General features: G+C 34.3%; 19 protein-coding genes. 10 read left to right on the top strand and 9 right to left on the bottom strand.

Annotated elements, in window-relative coordinates; translation table 11 throughout:
* Positions 1 to 98 precede the first annotated feature (98 nt).
* Genes ABH942_RS09165 through ABH942_RS09150 form a run of 4 tightly spaced genes read left to right on the top strand, consistent with a single transcriptional unit; the run spans position 99 to position 2,406 of the window.
* Positions 99 to 314, top strand: a complete 216-nt coding sequence (locus tag ABH942_RS09165; protein ID WP_370031281.1) for a hypothetical protein — start codon at positions 99 to 101, stop codon at positions 312 to 314.
* Positions 315 to 318: 4 nt separating this feature from the next.
* Positions 319 to 1,599 carry a Glu/Leu/Phe/Val dehydrogenase gene (locus ABH942_RS09160; protein ID WP_370031279.1) on the top strand — a complete coding sequence of 427 codons (1,281 nt, stop codon included), beginning with the start codon at positions 319 to 321 and terminating at the stop codon, positions 1,597 to 1,599.
* 16 nt (positions 1,600 to 1,615) lie between these two features.
* Positions 1,616 to 2,014, top strand: coding sequence for a GreA/GreB family elongation factor (locus ABH942_RS09155; RefSeq protein ID WP_139999940.1), 399 nt, complete (start codon positions 1,616 to 1,618; stop codon positions 2,012 to 2,014).
* A gap of 5 nt (positions 2,015 to 2,019) precedes the next feature.
* Positions 2,020 to 2,406, top strand: a complete 387-nt coding sequence (locus tag ABH942_RS09150) for a hypothetical protein (RefSeq protein ID WP_370031277.1) — start codon at positions 2,020 to 2,022, stop codon at positions 2,404 to 2,406.
* Between the two features lie 199 nt (positions 2,407 to 2,605).
* Here ABH942_RS09150 and ABH942_RS09145 read toward each other — a convergent pair whose 3' ends face one another.
* The gene (locus ABH942_RS09145; protein ID WP_370031275.1) at positions 2,606 to 3,796 is read right to left on the bottom strand and encodes a hypothetical protein; all 1,191 of its coding nucleotides are present in this window, start codon (positions 3,794 to 3,796) and stop codon (positions 2,606 to 2,608) included.
* A 210-nt stretch (positions 3,797 to 4,006) separates the two neighbouring features.
* Positions 4,007 to 5,029: an LLM class flavin-dependent oxidoreductase gene (locus tag ABH942_RS09140; protein WP_370031273.1), complete on the bottom strand. Its 1,023-nt coding sequence runs from the start codon at positions 5,027 to 5,029 to the stop codon at positions 4,007 to 4,009.
* 309 nt (positions 5,030 to 5,338) lie between these two features.
* Between ABH942_RS09140 and ABH942_RS09135 the strand changes: the two genes are divergently transcribed.
* A complete protein-coding gene (locus ABH942_RS09135) occupies positions 5,339 to 6,982 on the top strand; it encodes a serine hydrolase domain-containing protein (RefSeq protein ID WP_370031271.1) in 1,644 nt (547 codons plus the stop codon).
* A 67-nt stretch (positions 6,983 to 7,049) separates the two neighbouring features.
* Here the strand turns inward: ABH942_RS09135 and ABH942_RS09130 are convergent, their stop codons facing one another.
* Both ABH942_RS09130 and ABH942_RS09125 read right to left on the bottom strand, forming a co-directional pair.
* The gene (locus ABH942_RS09130; RefSeq protein ID WP_370031270.1) at positions 7,050 to 7,574 is read right to left on the bottom strand and encodes a hypothetical protein; all 525 of its coding nucleotides are present in this window, start codon (positions 7,572 to 7,574) and stop codon (positions 7,050 to 7,052) included.
* Entirely contained in the window at positions 7,574 to 8,479 is a 906-nt protein-coding gene (locus tag ABH942_RS09125; protein WP_370031267.1) for a hypothetical protein, read from the bottom strand. Before ABH942_RS09125 ends, ABH942_RS09130 begins: the two co-directional genes overlap by 1 nt.
* Before the next feature lie 162 nt (positions 8,480 to 8,641).
* Between ABH942_RS09125 and ABH942_RS09120 the strand changes: the two genes are divergently transcribed.
* The gene (locus ABH942_RS09120) at positions 8,642 to 9,628 is read left to right on the top strand and encodes an SIMPL domain-containing protein (protein WP_370031265.1); all 987 of its coding nucleotides are present in this window, start codon (positions 8,642 to 8,644) and stop codon (positions 9,626 to 9,628) included.
* Positions 9,629 to 9,688: 60 nt separating this feature from the next.
* Here the strand turns inward: ABH942_RS09120 and acs are convergent, their stop codons facing one another.
* Positions 9,689 to 11,596, bottom strand: a complete 1,908-nt coding sequence (gene acs / locus ABH942_RS09115; RefSeq protein WP_370031263.1) for an acetate--CoA ligase — start codon at positions 11,594 to 11,596, stop codon at positions 9,689 to 9,691.
* A 178-nt stretch (positions 11,597 to 11,774) separates the two neighbouring features.
* Between acs and ABH942_RS09110 the strand changes: the two genes are divergently transcribed.
* A complete protein-coding gene (locus ABH942_RS09110) occupies positions 11,775 to 13,037 on the top strand; it encodes a chloride channel protein (protein ID WP_370031261.1) in 1,263 nt (420 codons plus the stop codon).
* Positions 13,037 to 13,621, top strand: a complete 585-nt coding sequence (locus ABH942_RS09105; protein WP_370031259.1) for an HPP family protein — start codon at positions 13,037 to 13,039, stop codon at positions 13,619 to 13,621. Before ABH942_RS09110 ends, ABH942_RS09105 begins: the two co-directional genes overlap by 1 nt.
* Before the next feature lie 33 nt (positions 13,622 to 13,654).
* On the opposite strand, the gene ABH942_RS09100 is transcribed toward ABH942_RS09105, so the two are convergent.
* Both ABH942_RS09100 and ABH942_RS09095 read right to left on the bottom strand, forming a co-directional pair.
* Complete coding sequence (locus ABH942_RS09100) at positions 13,655 to 14,083, bottom strand: DUF2147 domain-containing protein (protein ID WP_370031257.1); 429 nt, start codon at positions 14,081 to 14,083, stop codon at positions 13,655 to 13,657.
* Positions 14,080 to 14,982, bottom strand: coding sequence for an outer membrane beta-barrel protein (locus ABH942_RS09095; RefSeq protein WP_370031255.1), 903 nt, complete (start codon positions 14,980 to 14,982; stop codon positions 14,080 to 14,082). The genes ABH942_RS09100 and ABH942_RS09095 overlap by 4 nt, the downstream gene beginning before the upstream one ends.
* A 260-nt stretch (positions 14,983 to 15,242) precedes the next feature.
* On the opposite strand from ABH942_RS09095, the gene ABH942_RS09090 reads away from it, so the two are divergent.
* Together ABH942_RS09090 and ABH942_RS09085 are read left to right on the top strand one after the other, a co-directional pair.
* Entirely contained in the window at positions 15,243 to 16,028 is a 786-nt protein-coding gene (locus ABH942_RS09090; protein WP_370031254.1) for a LytR/AlgR family response regulator transcription factor, read from the top strand.
* Positions 16,029 to 16,095: 67 nt separating this feature from the next.
* Entirely contained in the window at positions 16,096 to 16,755 is a 660-nt protein-coding gene (locus ABH942_RS09085; RefSeq protein ID WP_370031252.1) for an intradiol ring-cleavage dioxygenase, read from the top strand.
* Positions 16,756 to 16,814: 59 nt separating this feature from the next.
* Here the strand turns inward: ABH942_RS09085 and ABH942_RS09080 are convergent, their stop codons facing one another.
* A complete protein-coding gene (locus tag ABH942_RS09080; protein WP_370031250.1) occupies positions 16,815 to 17,447 on the bottom strand; it encodes a LysE family translocator in 633 nt (210 codons plus the stop codon).
* 106 nt (positions 17,448 to 17,553) lie between these two features.
* Positions 17,554 to 18,462, bottom strand: coding sequence for a helix-turn-helix transcriptional regulator (locus ABH942_RS09075; RefSeq protein WP_370031248.1), 909 nt, complete (start codon positions 18,460 to 18,462; stop codon positions 17,554 to 17,556).
* Between the last annotated feature and the right edge of the window lie 41 nt (positions 18,463 to 18,503).

The following is an 18,503-nucleotide window of genomic DNA, read 5'->3' as shown; positions in this document are numbered from 1 at the left end:
AAGAGTAATTAACTGATTATCAAATATTATTAAAAATGTATCACACTATGGCACACAGTTTGTATTATGGCACGTCACCATAATTGAATAAAATTATTATGTCACAAAATTTACAGGAGCTTTCCATTAAGAGATCTCCTAAAGCCCAAAATCCGATTATTACTTGTACTGAAAATATTTTTAACGGCATCAAATCATGTGCATTGGAAGTACTGCAACAGCAGGTAGAAATAGGATTATGCATTAATTGCGACAAAAGTAATTATTGCGCTTGGCAAGAGAACAAAAAAATATACTGCGAACACTATCAATAAAATTATGATTACTGCAAAAGAACCTGCTAAAAAAAGCATGTATGAAAATGTAATGGAACAGTTTAATAAAACTGCTGACGTTATGAATTTGAATCCTGATATCAGGAAGATTTTATCAATTACGAATAATGAAATCCTTGTTCACTTCCCTGTGAAAATGGATAATGGACAAGTAGAAGTATTTACTGGCTACAGAGTTCAACATAACAATGCTCTTGGACCATACAAAGGAGGTTTAAGATTCCACCCTACTATGGATGGAGATGATGCCAAAGCTTTGGCAATGTGGATGACATGGAAAACTTCATTAGCTGGATTGCCTTACGGTGGTGCAAAAGGTGGTATCCAAATTAACCCAAGAGATTATTCACTTTCAGAATTAGAGCGTATTACCAGAAGATTTACTTTCGCTTTGGGTGATAATATCGGTCCTGAGTTGGATATTCCTGCTCCGGACGTTAATACTAACGAACAAACAATGGCTTGGATTGCTGACACCTATATGTCAACAAAATCTCCAGCTGAAAGATCAAATAACAAACACGTAGTAACAGGAAAGCCTGTTGGGTCTGGCGGATTAGAAGGTCGTGATCGTGCTACTGGATTTGGTGTTTACCTGACATTAAAACTTTTCTTTGAAAACAAGAATGAGTCTTTGGCAGGAAAAAAATACATCGTTCAAGGATTTGGAAACGTAGGTTACTGGGTTTCTTACTTCATGGAAAAAGATGGAGCTAAATTATTAGCTGTACAAGATGCACACGCTACAATCATCAACGAGAATGGAATTTCTGTTAATGATCTTTTCGAGCACTCAAAACCAAGAAAAGGTTCTATCCAGGGATTTGCTGGCGCTAAAGAAATGGAGCCTAAAGATTTCTTCGCTTTAGATTGTGATTTCATCATTCCTGCAGCTTTGGGTAACCAAATTACTGCTGCTAATGCTTATGATATTAAAGCTAAAGTAGTTGCTGAAGGTGCTAACGGACCAACAGATAATGAAGGAGAAAGAATTCTTTTGGAAAGAGGAGTAACTATTATTCCAGATATCCTATGTAATTCAGGTGGTGTTATTGGTAGCTACTTCGAATGGTTGCAAAACCGTAATGGTGAACTATGGCCATTGGATGAAGTAATGGCTAAAATTGAAAAGAAGCTTACTGAAAACTACAAAAAAGTGCAAAATATCGTAAACGAAAAGCAGTTAGACTGGAGAACAGCTGCATACATTCTGGCTATTTCCAGAATTGAGACTGCTTATATTCAACGTGGTATTTTCCCTTAATTAATTGTAGTGAATCATGAAAGAAATAATCATCGAGAAAAGAGAATATGAAATGCTGCGACAGATTATCTCTAATGCAGGTCATAACGTAGACAAAACTTACAAGGCTTCTATTGAAAAGCTGGCTAATGAGCTTAAATCGGCAACGATTATAGCTAAAGAAAGCATGCCGGAAGAGATTGTACGTTTTAATTCTATCGTAACGGTACAGATGCCTTTTGGAGATCCAAAAAGTTTCCAGATTGTTACGCCGGAAAAAAGCGATATTTCAAAAAACAAATTGTCAATTCTGGCTCCTATGGGACTAGCTTTATTTGGCTATGCGGTTTCTGATGAAATCATGTGGCAGTTCCCATCAGGAATGAATGCAATAAAAATCCTGAATGTTGAACAGCCAGACGCTTTGCAAAAATAATGACCATGAAAAAAGAGGTAATCAAAATACATCAGGACCAGGACGACTTGCAAAAGTTTTTCATTGACAGAGATGTTGATCGTTGGAAAGATGAAGTGGCTATCATTGAAGAAGAAATCATTTTGTTTTCCAATTTATTGGGAGCTAAAAATGACAAATCGTATTCAAATATCTTGGAAAAGATGAAGGATTTCAAGGTTCAAAATTCTGAAATTCAAGAAGAATTAATTAATTATGACCGAAAATTAGAAGTATTGAAAGAATGTGAGGACCTTCAATGTGAAACCTTTTTTCTGAATTCTCATAATGAGTTCAAAGAAAAGATTGAAGTACACTTTTATCAGTACCGAAATTTCAAGAAGAATGTTTTTTCTGTAATCAATAATAAATAATTTTTAATTGTACCTAAAAAAAAGTAATTGAGAATATACCATGATTATTAAGTAGATTCGTTTGAGACAATTACTTTTAAAACACCGGCGAAAGTCGGTGTTTTTTTTGTTTTAAGAATTTAGAACTTGAACCAAAGCATGCTTTACCTCAAAGATTTTTCATTGTAATACTGTAATAAAAATATGATTTTATCAAATTCTACCCAGCCGTTTTAATTTCTTCCATTATTTTATTTATAAATGGTTTCTCACCTCCAAGTACTATCTTCATTTGTCCATTATCAGATTTAATTATTCTGCAAATTCCTTGATTGTTTTGCCAATCCAGGACATATAATGAAGTTTCGGAAGTTTGCTTTTCTTGATTAGGGTTAATGAGATAATTAATATATATAGGAGTTGCATTTCGTAAATAAATAGTTGATATAGAAACAAAAGTTTTTTCTTCATAATGATTTTTTATTTCATATTCCACTTTATATATTTCATTTCCCTTTTTAAATATTGTAGTTGTTATACTCCTAGATGGAGTATTTTCAGAGGCAATTTTTTTAACCGTTTTATTTAATGATGCGTCATTGTCAATCGTTTTGACCATCTGGTCAATATTTTTTGTAACCGAATCATCATATAAAGAAACCTTTGGGGCACCCCAGGTATCGTATAGTACATATCGAAATCCGTTATTGACCTTTAGCAGAATAACATTTAGTCTGCTATATATATCTCCACTATAGGAAAATAATATTTCATAATCTTTTATTTTATTTTCAGCCATGCAAAATGCAACAATCTCTTTTTCATCTTTGAGATTTGTTTGTTTCCAGTTATAAATAATTTGATTTTGACCATCTCTATAATAAAATTCATTGATTTCTTTGCGTTTTGCAATAATCAAATCAAGATATTGTCTTTTCTTTTGGTCTTGTTCAAGGCTTCCACTGCTTTTTAAAAGACGAAAGCCATTTTCTTCTTTATAGTAATAATATAAACCTAAGTCTTTATTGGGTTTAGAATTTCCAGAACAGTCGCCACTTCTTTCAATATCTTCAAGATAAAAGCAAATATAATTTTCATCTATGATTTTATACTTACCTTTAGTAGTAGTAAAACAATCGTTTCCACACTCGGCACTATAACTGCTTATAAAAGTTTGGTCTGCATTCAACGAAATATTGTTTCCATAGTTATCAAATTCATTTGGATTTTGATTTTTCAATATATATTCTTTGGTTTCTGAATTGGAAATCAATTCACTTATTCTCCATTTACCGTTTAAAGAATTTATCTGTGAATTATGTGTGGTTAACTCAAAACCTTTGTAATTAGATTGTTTTTGTGCACAACTGCTTGTCAATGCAAACAGAAATAATAAAAATATAATTCGCATAAATTTGATTTTTTACAATACAATATTGATTTAGATAAAATTTTCATTTTAATAGCATCGTCAGAGAATAACAGATAACTTTATATATACTCGGACTTTATAGCCCAATCCTTCTTATTATATATTTAATATGCTTTGCGGCTCTACATCTTTGCGAGTAACTATTTTCACGCAAAGACGCAGAGCCGCAAAGTTCATAATCGGTAAAACCTAACGCCATCCCAATCCCGGTGCCACATGCTCCAAAATAGATGACAATACATGAACGTTGTAATCAACTCCTAATGTGTTAGGTATTGTCAATAGCAACGTATCGGCTTCCTGAATAGCTTCGTCCTCAGCCAATTCTTTTATAAGTTTATCTGGTTCTGCGGCATAGCTTCGTCCAAAAATTGCATTTTTTCCCGGTTCAATCATTCCAATCTGGTCTACCCTATTGGCTTCCTGTCCAAAATAAAGACGATCTTGATCGTTTACCAATGCAAAAATGGAACGACTTACTGAAACTCTTGGTTCACCCGGATGGCCCGCTTTTTTCCATGCTTCCTTATACAATCGGATTTGTTCGGCTTGTTGCACATGAAACGGTTTGCCACTTTCATCAAATTTCAAAGTAGAACTTTGGAGGTGCATAGCATTCTCAGCTGCCCAAACAGCAGTCGCATTAGAAGCAGCTCCCCACCAAATGCGTTCACGCAATCCTTTGGAGTAAGGTTCCAAACGCAATAAACCTGGCGGATTTGGAAACATCGGATTTGGATTTGGTTGGGCAAAACCCACACCATCCAATCGTTGTAAAAACTCCATGGCTTTACGACGTCCCATGTCGGCATCGTTTTCTCCTTCAATGGGTTCGTATCCAAAATAACGCCATCCTTCGATTACCTGTTCTGGTGAACCTCTGCTTATTCCTAACTGTAATCGTCCTTCTGAAATCAGGTCGGCAGCTCCGGCATCTTCTACCATATACATCGGATTTTCATAACGCATATCAATTACGCCTGTTCCGATTTCTATTTTACTTGTTTTGGCTCCAATAGCCGAAAGTAAAGGAAATGGCGAGGCTAACTGAGCTGCAAAATGATGTACCCTAAAATAAGCGCCATCTACACCTATTTCCTCGGCTGCAACTGCCAAGTCAATAGATTGAAGTAAAGTATCGCTTGCTGTACGGGTTTTATAAGCCGGATGATTGGCCCAATGTCCAAATGATAAAAATCCTATTTTTTTCATTTTTGATCTTTATTTGTCTATTGTAAATATAACCATTTTCTGTCGGAAAATTGACAGTTTAACTATTCTAAATCGCGGTTACTTCTGTTATATTGTGGATTATATTTAATTACAGATCATAGTGCCAGCGATTTGCAAAAAATGGCTTTGCCCTATTTTGATTGGCAGCTCTTTCTCTAAAAGAAGTTTTTTCTCTCAGCCTTTTCGGTATATTTGCAAACATCGGTAATAAAAATCTGACATAGATCAAAGCCGAAGGGATATTATATGCCTAAAAAAACAATACTACAATTATTAAAAAACAAAAACATGATACGACGGCTTGTCCTTTTTACTACAATTTTTCTAACAACACATAACTTGTTTGGGCAGACTGTTGATTTTGTAAAAAGAGATAGTATAGTTTATTCAATTCATAAATCAAACATTGGTAAGATTGCTTTTATAGACAAGCTCATTCCTATTGAAAATTTTAAGGAATCTGACTTTCTAACCTCTTTTGAATTAAAAGATAAAACCGACCTTAGTATTAGAGTTTTTTTAGGCAATTCATTAACAAATTACCTGCATATACTTTCTCCACAACTTACCGCAGACGAGCTTGCAAAAAATGGGAATTATCAATTTTCATTTATTGTTGACAATAAGGTAATTTATATTGAAAACCTAAATGTTGGTGCGGGAAGTGTTGACAGTAAAAATCAAAAAACGGTTTTTAGAATTCCTTTAATCAGTTCGACAAATGAAGATTCATGGGGTAGATTTTTATGGAACAGATTTTTTTCCAATGGTGGACAAGAAGCTCTTACAAATGGAGAACATATTCTTAAAATTGAAATCAGACCCTACTTAAAACAGACCGAGGTTCTTACTGGTAATATAATTGCCGAGGGACAACTAAAAATTATTGTTCCAGAAATAAAAATAAATGAAAACCTTGTCAAGGTTCAATCTATAAAACCAAACAAAGATTGGAAAATTTCAACAGAAAAATTTGATACTTCTAAAATTGAAGCATTAAACCGGAAAATCGCAACGAAATTCTATAAGGACATTACAAGTATTGTTGCAATAAAAGACGGTAAAATATTAATTGAAGAATATTTTAACGGAGCCAACAGAAATACACTTCACGACACACGTTCTGTTGGAAAATCGTTTGCATCAACTCTTTTAGGCATTGCAATCAAAGACAAATACATAAAAAGTGAAGAGCAAACTTTAAACGAATTTTACAATCTGAAATCTTTTCAAAACTATTCTCCTTCAAAAGATAGTATTACGTTAAAAAGTTTGCTTACGATGAGCTCGTCTTTTGACGGTTCCGATATGAGTTCTGAATCACCTGGTAACGAAGAAAATATGTATCCTACTGAAAACTGGGTTGATTTTACATTAAACCTACCCATTGACCAAACGAAAGTAGCGGGTAAAAGATGGGATTATTTTACTGCCGGCGTTGTGGTTCTGGGTGACATTATTCATAAATCTGTTCCAAATGGTTTAGAAAAATATGCTGACAAAAAATTATTCCAACCTCTGGGCATTACAAAATATAAATGGCAGTTTACACCTCAAAAAGTGGCTAATACGGCAGGCGGTTTACAATTAAGTACATTAGACTATGCTAAATTTGGACAATTATATAAAAATCAAGGTGTTTGGAATGGTAAACAAATTTTGTCAAAGGAATGGATTGAGAAAAGTTTTTCACACCAAATAGAACTATCAGAAAACGAATATTATGGTTATCTATTTTGGAATAAAACTTACAACGTAAATGGTAAGGACTATGAAGTTTATTATTCAAGTGGTAATGGAGGCAATAGGGTTTTTATTTTTAAGGACTATCCTATTGTTATTGTAATTACTGCAACAGCATACAATACGCCTTACGGTCACAAACAAGTAGATAAAATCATGCAGGACTTAATACCAGCTATATCGGAATAAAAAGAAAAATGGCTGTAACTAAAGATTGAAAGTAATTTCAGTAATTGATTCCTTAATGAGTTTTTTATTACTCTATCTCCCCCAAAAAAAGGCTCCAGACTTCTTTCTTTTTATTTCCAAACATTTTTTCTTCCGGGTAGAAATAAATTCTTTGGGATATATTTTTTTGCAGGGTTTCAGTATCTCTTTGGATGGTCAGTATATAAGATGCTGTCCAATAGTTGCCATAGGTTTTTACTTTCTGGATATTCTTTACTTCAAATTTCAATCCTTTGGATGCTATTTTTTCAAGCAATTTGTTTACTGGTATTCTATCAGAAGTAAAAAAGTCGGAAACCAAAGTATTTTCTTTATACAAGGCATCAATCCTTTCTTCAAGCTGTTTTTTAAGGGAATTTGAAGCATTTTTATCTGAATACATTTCCAAAAGTTCATAAAAATCTTCCACTTTTGAAAAGGAATTTTCCTCATAGGCTTCTAAAACTTTTATAGAGAAGTTAGCTTTTATACTGTTCTCCAAAGCAGCATTGTTGGCTTGCTGTGCAAAAGCGCAGTTATAAAAAAAGAATACTATGACTATGAAATATTTCATTATTGTTTGATTCTTATAAATTCAATCTTTCCTTCGTTGTCGTTTTTAATCTCCAGAATCTGCATTCTTTTTACGGATTCAGTAGGAATCACCAGTTTTTCAGAAAACTCATTTTTGTTGAAATACTCGGCTCCTAGGTCGTTTTTTAGCATGACTATGACTTCCAGATTATCCGATAAGATTTTATTGAGTTGTATTTTTCGAGTTTCCCAATCTTTAATGTCAGACTTCATAAAGGCTTTAAGCATCATGGCATAATCGTCTGGCTGTAATAGGATTTCTGTTTTTTCAGAAGCCTTGTTAACTTTTACTTCCTGCTTTTTATAATAAGGACTTTGGATGACAATCTTAGTATTATCCTCTTTTACAGCTACTTCTATTTCAGAATTTCGAATAGGAATTTCAACCTTTTTATTGTCTTCAATCGTATACGCCCTTACCTCTTTTGCCTGTATGGTTTCGTTAGTAAATTCATTTTTTAGCTGTAATTTCTGTGTCGAATTTTTTCCCGGATAAGCCAAAAACACAATCGTAACGATTAAAACAGCTAAAATACCAATGACTATAAAATACTTTTTCCCTTTTTTTGATTGATTTTCTTTCTTATCAACAGCCTCTTCCCTATTCGTAAAGACAAATTCATCCCAACCGGAAAATCCAGAAAATTGGCTTAAAATGTCAAGCATGTCTTTTCTTGGCAGCTTGGAGTTGGTTTCGGCCTTAAGATGAGTATAAATCCATTTTTCACTAATGCTCTGCCTTGTTTTTTCTTCAACTAATTCAATCAGATTCTGAATATCCTGAGAAGAAAAACTTTTCCAATTTCCTTTAAAATAAGGATACTGCTTCTGGTAGGCCAAAAGCACTTCTTGTTTCAAAAGTTGGAAAAATTCTAATTCGGTCATTAATTAAATGAATTCAAAAGTAGTTCGAAAGGTATAAAAATATAGTGTAAATCTGCTGTAAAACTACTGTAAAAAGGTTACAGCCAAAGGAAAGTGGTTTTACCGGACTCAATTTTGGATAGCGATGTAATCTTGCATCATTAATCTAAAACAAAAATCAAGATGAAATTAAAAATCACAATTGCAGGTATTTTATTTTTTGGAATGACTTATGCACAGCATGGCGCTAATCAAGTGTATACTAATCAGAATCCGTATAACTATAAAAATATGGGCGGATTTCCAAATGCCGAAAAAGTCAGTTATAATGATGATGGTATTACCTATCGTATTGCTATCCTAAACAATATAAAACCTGATTCTTATATGGTTACCTTAGGGCTTAATGATGAAGCGTTGTCTGTAAAAGATTGCAATGCCAAAATCAACAAACGTCTGGATGGTTTTAAAAGTGCTTTGAAAAAAATGGGAATCAAGGATGAGGAGATTTTTGTAGATTTTATTTCTCAGACTAAAATTTACGACTATAAATCATCTTCTACTTCCAATCAGGTGAATATAACCCAGGAAAGTAAAGGATTTGAAATAAAGAAAAACATTATCATCAAGTTAAAAGATGCCAACCTGTTTGATAAGTTGATCGATCTGGCTTCAGAATATGAAATCCATAATATCATAAAAGTCGATTACAAAAAAGCCGATTCCGAAAAAATCTATGATGAAATGTTAGCTGAAGCTAATGAGATTTTAAAATCGAGAAGTAAAATTTATGACAAATATGGAAAAAGGGATTTTGAAGAATTGCCACAGCTGTCTGTAAATTTTTATAGTATACAGCCAGGAAAGCAATATAAAACCTTTACTGCCTTTGAAAGTTCAGATACAAACTATTATAACGAGTACTACAGTTCTAATAAGGTAATGATTCGAAAAGAACAGAGAAAAGACAAGGCTTTTTATTATGACGGTATTGATATAGATTCTTTTGATAAAATAATGAATTCTGATTCTCCGGTTGTTGGCATCCAATATGTAATGGAATTCAACATTTCTTATAAGACAAAGAAAAAACCAAAAGAAGAAACCAAAAAACTATACCATATCATAACGCCTAACGGAGATGTAAAAACATTGGATCTCAAAAACTAAAGAAGAAACAGCTTCAAGTAATTATCTTGAAGCTGTTTTTATAATTAAATTCAAATAAATTTAGACTCTTCCGTTCTTAATTTCTTCAACAATTTCAGGATTAAGTAACGTAGTCGTATCTCCAAAATTAGAGAAATCGCCTTCTGCAATTTTTCTCAGGATTCGTCTCATAATCTTACCGGAACGTGTTTTTGGCAGTCCGGAAACAAACTGAATTTTATCCAGTTTTGCAATAGGTCCGATATGTCCGGAAATATGCTGGTTGATTTCGTTTGCCAAATTCGCCCTGTCTCTGGATTCGCCATATTCTTTCAGAATGATAAATCCGTATAGCGCATTTCCTTTAATATCGTGAGGGAAACCAACAATTGCTGATTCAGCTACTGCCGGATGTTCATTAATCGCATCTTCAATAGGAGCCGTTCCTAAGTTATGTCCGGAAACAATCACCACATCATCAACACGGCCTGTAATTCTGTAATAACCTACTTCATCGCGTAATGCGCCATCTCCTGTAAAGTATTTCCCTGGAAAGGCCGTAAAATAGGTTTCTTTAAATCGTTGATGATCGCCCCATATGGTTCGTGCCATTCCCGGCCAGGGAAATTTAATACAAAGGCTTCCTACAATCTGGTTATCTTCAATTTCATTGCGTTTTTCGTCCATCAAAACCGCCTGAATTCCCGGTAGCGGAAAAGTAGCATAAGTAGGTTTTGTTGGTGTTATAAAAGGCAGCGGTGAAATCATGATTCCTCCGGTTTCTGTCTGCCACCAGGTGTCAACAATCGGGCATCTTTTTTTACCCACATGGTTATTGTACCAGTGCCATGCTTCTTCATTAATCGGTTCTCCTACAGAACCAATTACTTTTAATGTTGACAGGTCATGTTTTTCAACCCATTCGCTGTTTTCTTTTGCTAAAGAACGAATAGCTGTTGGAGCCGTATAAAACTGAGTGACTTTATGTTTGTCAATAACTTCCCAGAATCTTCCAAAATCAGGATAAGACGGAATTCCCTCAAAAATTACAGTAGTAGCACCATTCAACAACGGGCCGTATAGAATATAGGAATGTCCTGTAATCCAGCCGATATCGGCAGTACACCAGTAAATATCATTTTCTTCATAATTAAATATGTTTTTGAACGTATAAGCCGCAAAAACCATATAACCAGCCGTCGTATGCAGCATTCCTTTTGGTTTTCCTGTAGAACCAGAAGTATAAAGAATAAATAACGGATCTTCTGCATCCATAATTTCAGCTACATTGTTAGGAACTGCTGCTTCCAATAAAGGCTGTAACCACAGATCACGGCCTGTTTTCATATTGATTTCTACATTTGTCCTTTTGGCTACAAGAACTTTTTCAACTGTAGGACATTTTTCCAGAGCTTCGTCAATAATACCTTTAAGGTCGATTGATTTGTTTCCTCTGTAGGCTCCATCAGATGTAATAACCATTTTACATTGCGAATCGTTTATTCTTGTGGTTACGGCCGAAGCAGAAAATCCTGCAAAAATAACAGAGTGAACTGCTCCTATTCGGGCACAAGCCAGAACAGAAACTGCCAATTCCGGAATCATAGGAAGATAGATGCAAACCCGATCTCCTTTTTTAATTCCTTGTTCTCTAAGAACATTGGCCATTTTTGCTACTCTGTCGTATAGCTCATTGTAAGTAATGTGTTGTGCTTTTTCTTTCGGATCGTTTGGCTCAAAAATAATAGCCGTTTTATTTCCTCTTTTTGCCAAGTGCCTGTCAATACAGTTTTTAGTAATATTAACTTTAGCATTTAAAAACCATTTAACGTCGGCCTCCTGCATGTCAAACTCTACAACCTTGTCCCATTTTTGGTACCAGGTAAAATTCTCGTCAGCAATTTTGTCCCAAAATTTCCTCGGTTCGCGTATGGATTTGTTATAATGCTTAAAGTATTGCTCCAGGTTCTTGACTTGATAATAACTCATAATCGTATTAAATTATAGATGGATTGAATGAATGTAAATATAATAAACATTGCCGTAAATAGGCATCTGTGAGCATTATTTTTCTCAGATTTTATGAACTTATAGCCCTATTTAAAACGTTAAATTAAAAGTAGAAAACCTATGGATAAACTATCTTTGCATAAATCCTGAAAATAAGATGCAAACTCGTAAAAAACTGCTTGGGCTAATGTGGCTTAAGCTTGCTCTTGCAGCAGTGTTGGTCGGTTTTTTAGCCTCACTTCTGGCCATTTCGCTAAAACATGTAACAGAACATTATGAAGGAATTTTTTTCGGCAGGGCTGAAAAGTATAATTTCCTGCTTTTAATACTTCCGTTTTTAGGGCTTTCAGTAATTTATTTTTTAAGACTTTATCTTTTTAAGAATAAGGAGAACAAAGGAATCAAAGAGGTATTTGAGAGTACCAAACCGGGTAAAAGCCTTCCTGCTTATAAAATCCCATCTCATTTTATCAATGGACTAATTACAGTCGCTTTTGGTGGTTCTACTGGGATTGAAGTTTCGACTGTGGTGGCTTCTGCAGCAGTGGGTTCCATTGCGCATTCTAAAGAAAGTTTTTTGAAAAAATATAAGACTGAATTGATTTGCGCCGGAGTTTCGGCCGGTGTTGCTGCCTTATTTGCCAGTCCAATAGCCGGTCTTTTATTTGCTTATGAAGTCATTTCAAAAAAAGCATCCAAATCGTTCTTATTTGCAACAATCATCGCTACAAGTGTAGCGGGAGTTTTTTTGTTTTTTATGGATGAAAAGCCCCTTTTTGTTATTGGTCTTTCAACCTGGCATTATCATGCTATACCTTATTTTATTTTATTAGGGATAATTGCAGGTATGAATTCGGTCTATCTTACAAAATGTGTATTGCAGATTAAGTCTTGGTTTTTAAAAATAAAAACGCCTTATTACAGGGTCGTATTTGGAGCATTGATAGTTGGAATTGGACTGTTTCTTTTTCCTCAATTATTTGGAGATGGCTATCATGCTGTAAAAGAAAATATAGCAACTTCCAATACAACGCCTGCTATTTCCGTGCTTTTAACCTTAACAGCTTGCATACTTTTAAAACCAATCCTAACTTCCGTTACGCTTTCATCTGGTGGCGATGGAGGTGTTTTTGCTCCTAGTATTTTTATCGGAGCGCTTCTTGGTCTATTGCTGGCTTTTTTATCCAATCGTTTTTTTGATGCGGGAATAATTCCGCTCAATTTTATGGTTATAGGAATGGCAGCGATGCTTAGCGCCAGTATTAGTGCCCCTTTTACCGCTTTGTTTTTAGTCTGCGGACTGGTAGGTAGTTATGTTTTATTCTGGCCTATATTGGTAGTTTCATTAGTTTCTAAATATGTAGCCCAAAAGCTGTGTCCTTATACGGTATATACTTATACTGCCAAAACAACTGCCTAATGCCGATAAAAAAAATTAAACGAACGTATCGCAAAACCAGATATGTCCTTTATAAAGAAACGCTGGTTGATTTTAGAGAACATTTTTGGGCATTTATCGGTTCATTTGTCGGAATGGGACTTATCGCCTATTTGCAATACGGATCGTTCAATGAAAATGATTTTATATTTCTGATAGGTTCCTTTGGAGCTTCCTGTGTATTGGTTTATGGTGTAATTCATAGTCCCTTGGCACAGCCCCGCAATTTGATTGGCGGACATGTCGTTTCTGCACTTGTTGGTGTTACTGTCCAAAAGCTGGTTCCTGATGTTTTATGGATTGCCGCTCCCTTAGCGGTATCTTTATCTATTGTATTGATGCAGATAACAAAAACATTGCATCCACCAGGTGGAGCTACAGCTCTGATTGCTGTTACTGGTGGGCCACAAATAAAAGAACTGGGATATGGTTATGTTATTTTTCCTGTATTGAGCGGTGCGCTTATCCTTTTAATTGTCGCTTTGATTTTCAACAACCTGACACCCAAACGAAAATATCCTTCCTCTCCTATTTTGAGAAAAAGAAGAAGGAAAAAGAATGCATAAAAAAAGCTCCCGAATTGGGAGCTTTTTTTATTTTTAAACGCGGGTCCAATATTGCGTCCTTCCCAATAAAGAAAGACCTATATAACCACGTACTTTGAGTTTATCATTATTTTCGAGATTGATATGGCATTTGTATTCTTTTCCATTTTTAGGGTCTAAAATAGTACCTCCATCCCATGTATCTCCATCTTTAGACAGTCCTTCAATAATTACCAATCCTTTTACTGGTTTGTCTTTTTTGCTGCCTTTACATTTATCACAGGTTTTGTCTTCTTTTCCCTTTTCAAGAATTTCTACAACCTTGCCGTAAATCTTGCCATTTTTCTCATAGATTTCGACAATTGACTTGGCTGCACCGGTTTCGTCATCAAAGGTTTTCCATTTTCCTGTGACAGATTGTGCTTGTCCTGTTTGTATTCCTATAAAAAGCAGGAAGATACAATATGCAGCTAGCTTTTTCATTTTCCAAAACTATAACGTATACCTACATTAACTCCTATACCGCTGGCATTTACATATTGCGTTGGCAATTTACGTGGAGAGTTAGGATCTGGCGCTCCCTGAGTATAGCTATCAGAAAAAACAAATTTTTTCTCATTAACAGGAAGGTCAGCTAATTGCTGGCCAGGAACTAATACGGCATTTCCGTTAGTAACGGCTGTCGTTTTGTATTCTGTTATTTCTGCTGATTTACTTTTAATACTCAGACTTTTAAATTCTACTTCTCCAAAAATCTGCAATTTTGGTGCTACGGGATACGTTAGACCCAATGCGCCTACAAAACCAACACTAAATTTGGATTTTACTTCTGACTTGGCATCAACATGGATATCGGTTCCTTGCCCACCACCGTTAGTTTGGTTAGCTGTTGTTTCAATAAAAAGAGTTCCCGCTGTAGGTACAATAGCTCCAATTCTCGCATACGGATTTAATTTGCTTAAACCTGGAGTAATATAAATGGCAGGAATAATGTCCAACCCTCTCAGATGGGCTACTTCTTCAGACTGTAACTGCGGGCTTGTAAGTTTCCCGATGGTTTTGTCATATCCCGAAAAGTAATTAAAACCAACTTCAGCTCCTATATAATTATTAAACATATATCCAGCTGTAATAGTTCCTTTAAATCCGCCACCTAAAGTACCATTTAGAGATTTTATCCGCATACTTCCGTCGGGATTTACAGTAATGTCTGTAGATTGTTGGATCATTGTCAGCCCATTTGGGTCGGCATTGTTAAATTCTGTTTTTCCGGATTCGGTAACAAAGCCTAAGCCGCCTCGGACATAAAATTCCTGTGCTTGGCTTTTTGTGCCTAATAAGGCCATACAAATCGTGCAAATTAGAATGCTTGCCTTTTTCATAATGTAGATTTTAAGGTTTGAAGTAATCAGTTATACAGTCTTTTTATTTGGCTTAGCGCCAACTGCATATTAAAGTTAGCCATTTTACACTATACCTAAACCGATTTTAGCCATACCTTAACAGTAATTTTCCTAGTGAAGTAAAAAAGCTATCCTTGGAGAATTGCCTATTGCCAACTTTTAAGTTACTTTGTAAAAGATATATAACGATTGGTTTGGCACTTCAACTCACATATCTCATTTCTCAAAACAGGCAGAAATTGAAATCTATTTTTGCTGGCTGTCTGATTTTGTTTATTATAACAAATGTGAGTATAGATTATTTGTCAACTCTATTTCAAAACAGTGCATTTTATATTTCTGAATCTTTACTATTCAGTTCGTATTGGATTCTGTTTTTTCCATTGCTGACATTACTTCTAAAGCCAATCCAGAAAACTGAAAAGACAACCTTCAAATTGCTCTTTATAAGTTTGGCAATTGTAGTGCATTTGCTTTTATATCCGGCATTGGTCTGGGTTCTTTCAAAAGCTTTTTATTCCCATACCTTTTCCTATTGGCAAACTTTTAATTTTGGCTTGTCTGCTTATTTTATAAAAACGGTTATCATTTATGGATTTCTAGTGACCGTATTTACATTTTCAAATCAAAAAAATCAAACCTTAGAGCTACCTCAGGGAAATAAAACAAAAAGTTATACCAACTCTATTTTAATTTCTAGCAGTAATAAGAAATCCGTAATAGCAGTCAATGATATATTTCATTTTACTGCCAATTCTCCTTATGTTGATATTTGCCATGTTTCTAAAAAATACCTGCATCCTGAAACTTTAAAATCTTTGGAAGCCCAATTAGACCCTGCTCAATTTATACGTATTCATAAATCCCATATCGTGAATATAAATAAGATTTTATCTGTCCAATCAAGACACAATGGCGATTATGATATTACGCTTACAAATAGTACCGTTTTGCGTATGAGCCGTAATTATGTGAAGAATTTCAAGTTCCAATTTTCGGAACAACATCAGCTTACCCTAAAATAAACTCCTCTTAGCTCATTTGAGTTGGAAATCAACTGTTTTCATTATCATTTTGTATAAAAATCTGATCATGAAAAAAATGATATTCTACCAATTGATTTTTATCCAGCTGCTATTTGTAAGTTGTAATGGACAACAAATCAAGGAAAAGTCCGTAAATAAAAGCAATCCAATTGTTGGTGATGGCTGTGACGGTTGTGAACTGATGTATATCGGAATGCCCAACGAACTGCATGCTATGGATACAAGTCCTGGTTGGAATGAAAAAGGTCAAAAACTAATTGTTAGTGGAACTGTTTTTCAATTAGACCAAAAAACACCGGCACCAAATGTCATTATTTATTACTGGCAAACCGATAATAACGGCTATTATTCGCCGAAACCAGAAATAGATGAAAGAGTAAAACGGCATGGTCATATCCGAGGTTGGGTTAAAACCGATAAAAACGGAAAATATACCATCAGGACTATCCGCCCTGCTCCCTATCCCAATGATGTTTCGCCGGCACATATCCATTTGTCAATTAAGGAACCGGATGTTGCTAACGAATATTATACCGATGAAATCAATTTTACTGATGATAAATTACTGGCGACACATTTTAAAAAATATCCACAGGAAAAACGTGGTGGAAGCGGAATTGTAAAAGTACAGTTTAAGGATAGCGTGCAAATTGCTACGCATGATATTGTTTTGGGATTGAATATTCCGGGTTATAGGAAAAGATAGCCGTTGTGATTCTATTAAACATTGGGAATAATGAAGCTCACATTAGTCTTAGTTAAGCATTACTTTTTTGTAAATGCTACTTTTAGCCCTAGTAAGATAAAAACTAAACCAGATGTTTTGTTCATCCACTTTTCTGCATTTTTATTTTTGTTAAACAATATTGCTACTTTACTTCCCATAACTGCTAACAATGAACACCATACTAATGTAATTAAAAACATAATTGAGCCAAGCACCAAATACGGAGTCAGGTAATTTATTTCTGTTGATTTTATGAATTGTGGTAAAAACGCTAGAAAAAATATTGCGATTTTAGGATTTAAAATATCGCTTATAAAAGCCGTCACAAACATTTTTCGATTCCCTTCGTTTTTCATTTGAATTGGTTTGATTTCAGTCTGTTCGCTTTTGGATAACAATGCTTTTATTCCTATGTAGATTAAATAGCCAGCGCCTAAGTATTTAATTATGCCAAATGCAATTGCTGATTTCGCAATAATTAAGGAAAGCCCAAAGGTTACTGCACATGTATGGAAAATTAATCCTAAACTAACGCCTAATGCAGAATACAAACCAGCAATTTTGCCTTTTGAAATACTCCTAGTCAATACCATTATAGTATCAATTCCTGGAGTTGTGACAACTATTATTGCTGCTATTATGAAGCCTCCTAAATTTTCTATTCCTGTCATTTCCTTACATTTATATTTGGTAACTAATCTTAGCTTTAGGATGAAAAACAAAAATAACATTTAAAAGTATAATCCGCTTTATTGTAAATTTAAAATACCCAACTCTTTATAAATTAGCAGCCCATATATATATATCAACCTTTTCACTAATATTATACTTTCTTCTAATTCTATACTTTTTTCCTTCAATGCTTCTAATACTAGAATTGGTGAACTTAGCTATTTCCTTTGTTGTAAAGCCTAATTTTATATAGGCACAAAATTCCTGTTCGCTTGCCACAACATTGGGCTGTATCTCAATCAGCCTTTCGCAAAAGTAAGGGTACAGTTTTTTAAATTTTGGAAAAAAATGACTATTGTTCTGTACAGCCATATCAATAACTTCCTTTAATTTATCCATATCAATCTCTGCTTCCCTTATCCACATTTCAACTCTTTTTTTATAATATTTAATCGATATGGCCTGTTTTCTTATTATAAAATAGATAAACCAGAATACGAGCCCAAGTGACCCTAGTAATGATTCTAAAAAAATCATGTCCTTCTTCGGATGTTCAACAGAATTTGTTTTAACATCTAAAAACACTACAAAAAATAGAAAAAAACATATTAATGCTATTGCCTTTTTATTTCTACTGACCTTTAAAAAATAAGGCAAAGACAGAATCAGGGGAATGTAATAGAAATGAATTCCTGATCCAAGCCCTGTGTGAGAGGATATATAGAAAAAAATAAAACTTAATAATAGATAGGTATAGGTCTGTGCAAGGACATTAAATTTTAAATCTGTGAATATCCCATAAAAGAAAAGAATTGACAGCAAAAAGAAACAATACGAAATTAAAGAGGAAATACAAATAAGATCACATACCGCAATAGCAAAAAATAAAAGAGAAAGCGAAAGAAAACTTTTGTTCCATAACTTAATGTGTTCCACTTTCATTTTGTGTGTATCCTTTTCAGTTCCAATTTCAATTAATTTGCTATAAAAACCTGAAATACTTTCTAAAACCATAGTAATTTGTGATTAAAAAATAATGCATGAAATCTGATGCA

The sequence above is a fragment of the Flavobacterium sp. 28YEA47A genome (assembly GCF_041262125.1).
Taxonomy (GTDB): domain Bacteria; phylum Bacteroidota; class Bacteroidia; order Flavobacteriales; family Flavobacteriaceae; genus Flavobacterium.
This window is presented reverse-complemented; position numbering and strand designations above follow the sequence as displayed.

Excerpts from the sequence above, each read along its gene's own strand:
- ABH942_RS09165 (WP_370031281.1), top strand. The coding sequence starts at position 99 with ATGTCACAAAATTTACAGGAGCTTTCCATTAAGAGATCTCCTAAAGCC.
- ABH942_RS09160 (WP_370031279.1), top strand. The coding sequence starts at position 319 with ATGATTACTGCAAAAGAACCTGCTAAAAAAAGCATGTATGAAAATGTA.
- ABH942_RS09155 (WP_139999940.1), top strand. The coding sequence starts at position 1,616 with ATGAAAGAAATAATCATCGAGAAAAGAGAATATGAAATGCTGCGACAG.
- ABH942_RS09150 (WP_370031277.1), top strand. The coding sequence starts at position 2,020 with ATGAAAAAAGAGGTAATCAAAATACATCAGGACCAGGACGACTTGCAA.
- ABH942_RS09145 (WP_370031275.1), bottom strand. The coding sequence starts at position 3,796 with ATGCGAATTATATTTTTATTATTTCTGTTTGCATTGACAAGCAGTTGT.
- ABH942_RS09140 (WP_370031273.1), bottom strand. The coding sequence starts at position 5,029 with ATGAAAAAAATAGGATTTTTATCATTTGGACATTGGGCCAATCATCCG.
- ABH942_RS09135 (WP_370031271.1), top strand. The coding sequence starts at position 5,339 with ATGATACGACGGCTTGTCCTTTTTACTACAATTTTTCTAACAACACAT.
- ABH942_RS09130 (WP_370031270.1), bottom strand. The coding sequence starts at position 7,574 with ATGAAATATTTCATAGTCATAGTATTCTTTTTTTATAACTGCGCTTTT.
- ABH942_RS09125 (WP_370031267.1), bottom strand. The coding sequence starts at position 8,479 with ATGACCGAATTAGAATTTTTCCAACTTTTGAAACAAGAAGTGCTTTTG.
- ABH942_RS09120 (WP_370031265.1), top strand. The coding sequence starts at position 8,642 with ATGAAATTAAAAATCACAATTGCAGGTATTTTATTTTTTGGAATGACT.
- acs (WP_370031263.1), bottom strand. The coding sequence starts at position 11,596 with ATGAGTTATTATCAAGTCAAGAACCTGGAGCAATACTTTAAGCATTAT.
- ABH942_RS09110 (WP_370031261.1), top strand. The coding sequence starts at position 11,775 with ATGCAAACTCGTAAAAAACTGCTTGGGCTAATGTGGCTTAAGCTTGCT.
- ABH942_RS09105 (WP_370031259.1), top strand. The coding sequence starts at position 13,037 with ATGCCGATAAAAAAAATTAAACGAACGTATCGCAAAACCAGATATGTC.
- ABH942_RS09100 (WP_370031257.1), bottom strand. The coding sequence starts at position 14,083 with ATGAAAAAGCTAGCTGCATATTGTATCTTCCTGCTTTTTATAGGAATA.
- ABH942_RS09095 (WP_370031255.1), bottom strand. The coding sequence starts at position 14,982 with ATGAAAAAGGCAAGCATTCTAATTTGCACGATTTGTATGGCCTTATTA.
- ABH942_RS09085 (WP_370031252.1), top strand. The coding sequence starts at position 16,096 with ATGAAAAAAATGATATTCTACCAATTGATTTTTATCCAGCTGCTATTT.
- ABH942_RS09080 (WP_370031250.1), bottom strand. The coding sequence starts at position 17,447 with ATGACAGGAATAGAAAATTTAGGAGGCTTCATAATAGCAGCAATAATA.
- ABH942_RS09075 (WP_370031248.1), bottom strand. The coding sequence starts at position 18,462 with ATGGTTTTAGAAAGTATTTCAGGTTTTTATAGCAAATTAATTGAAATT.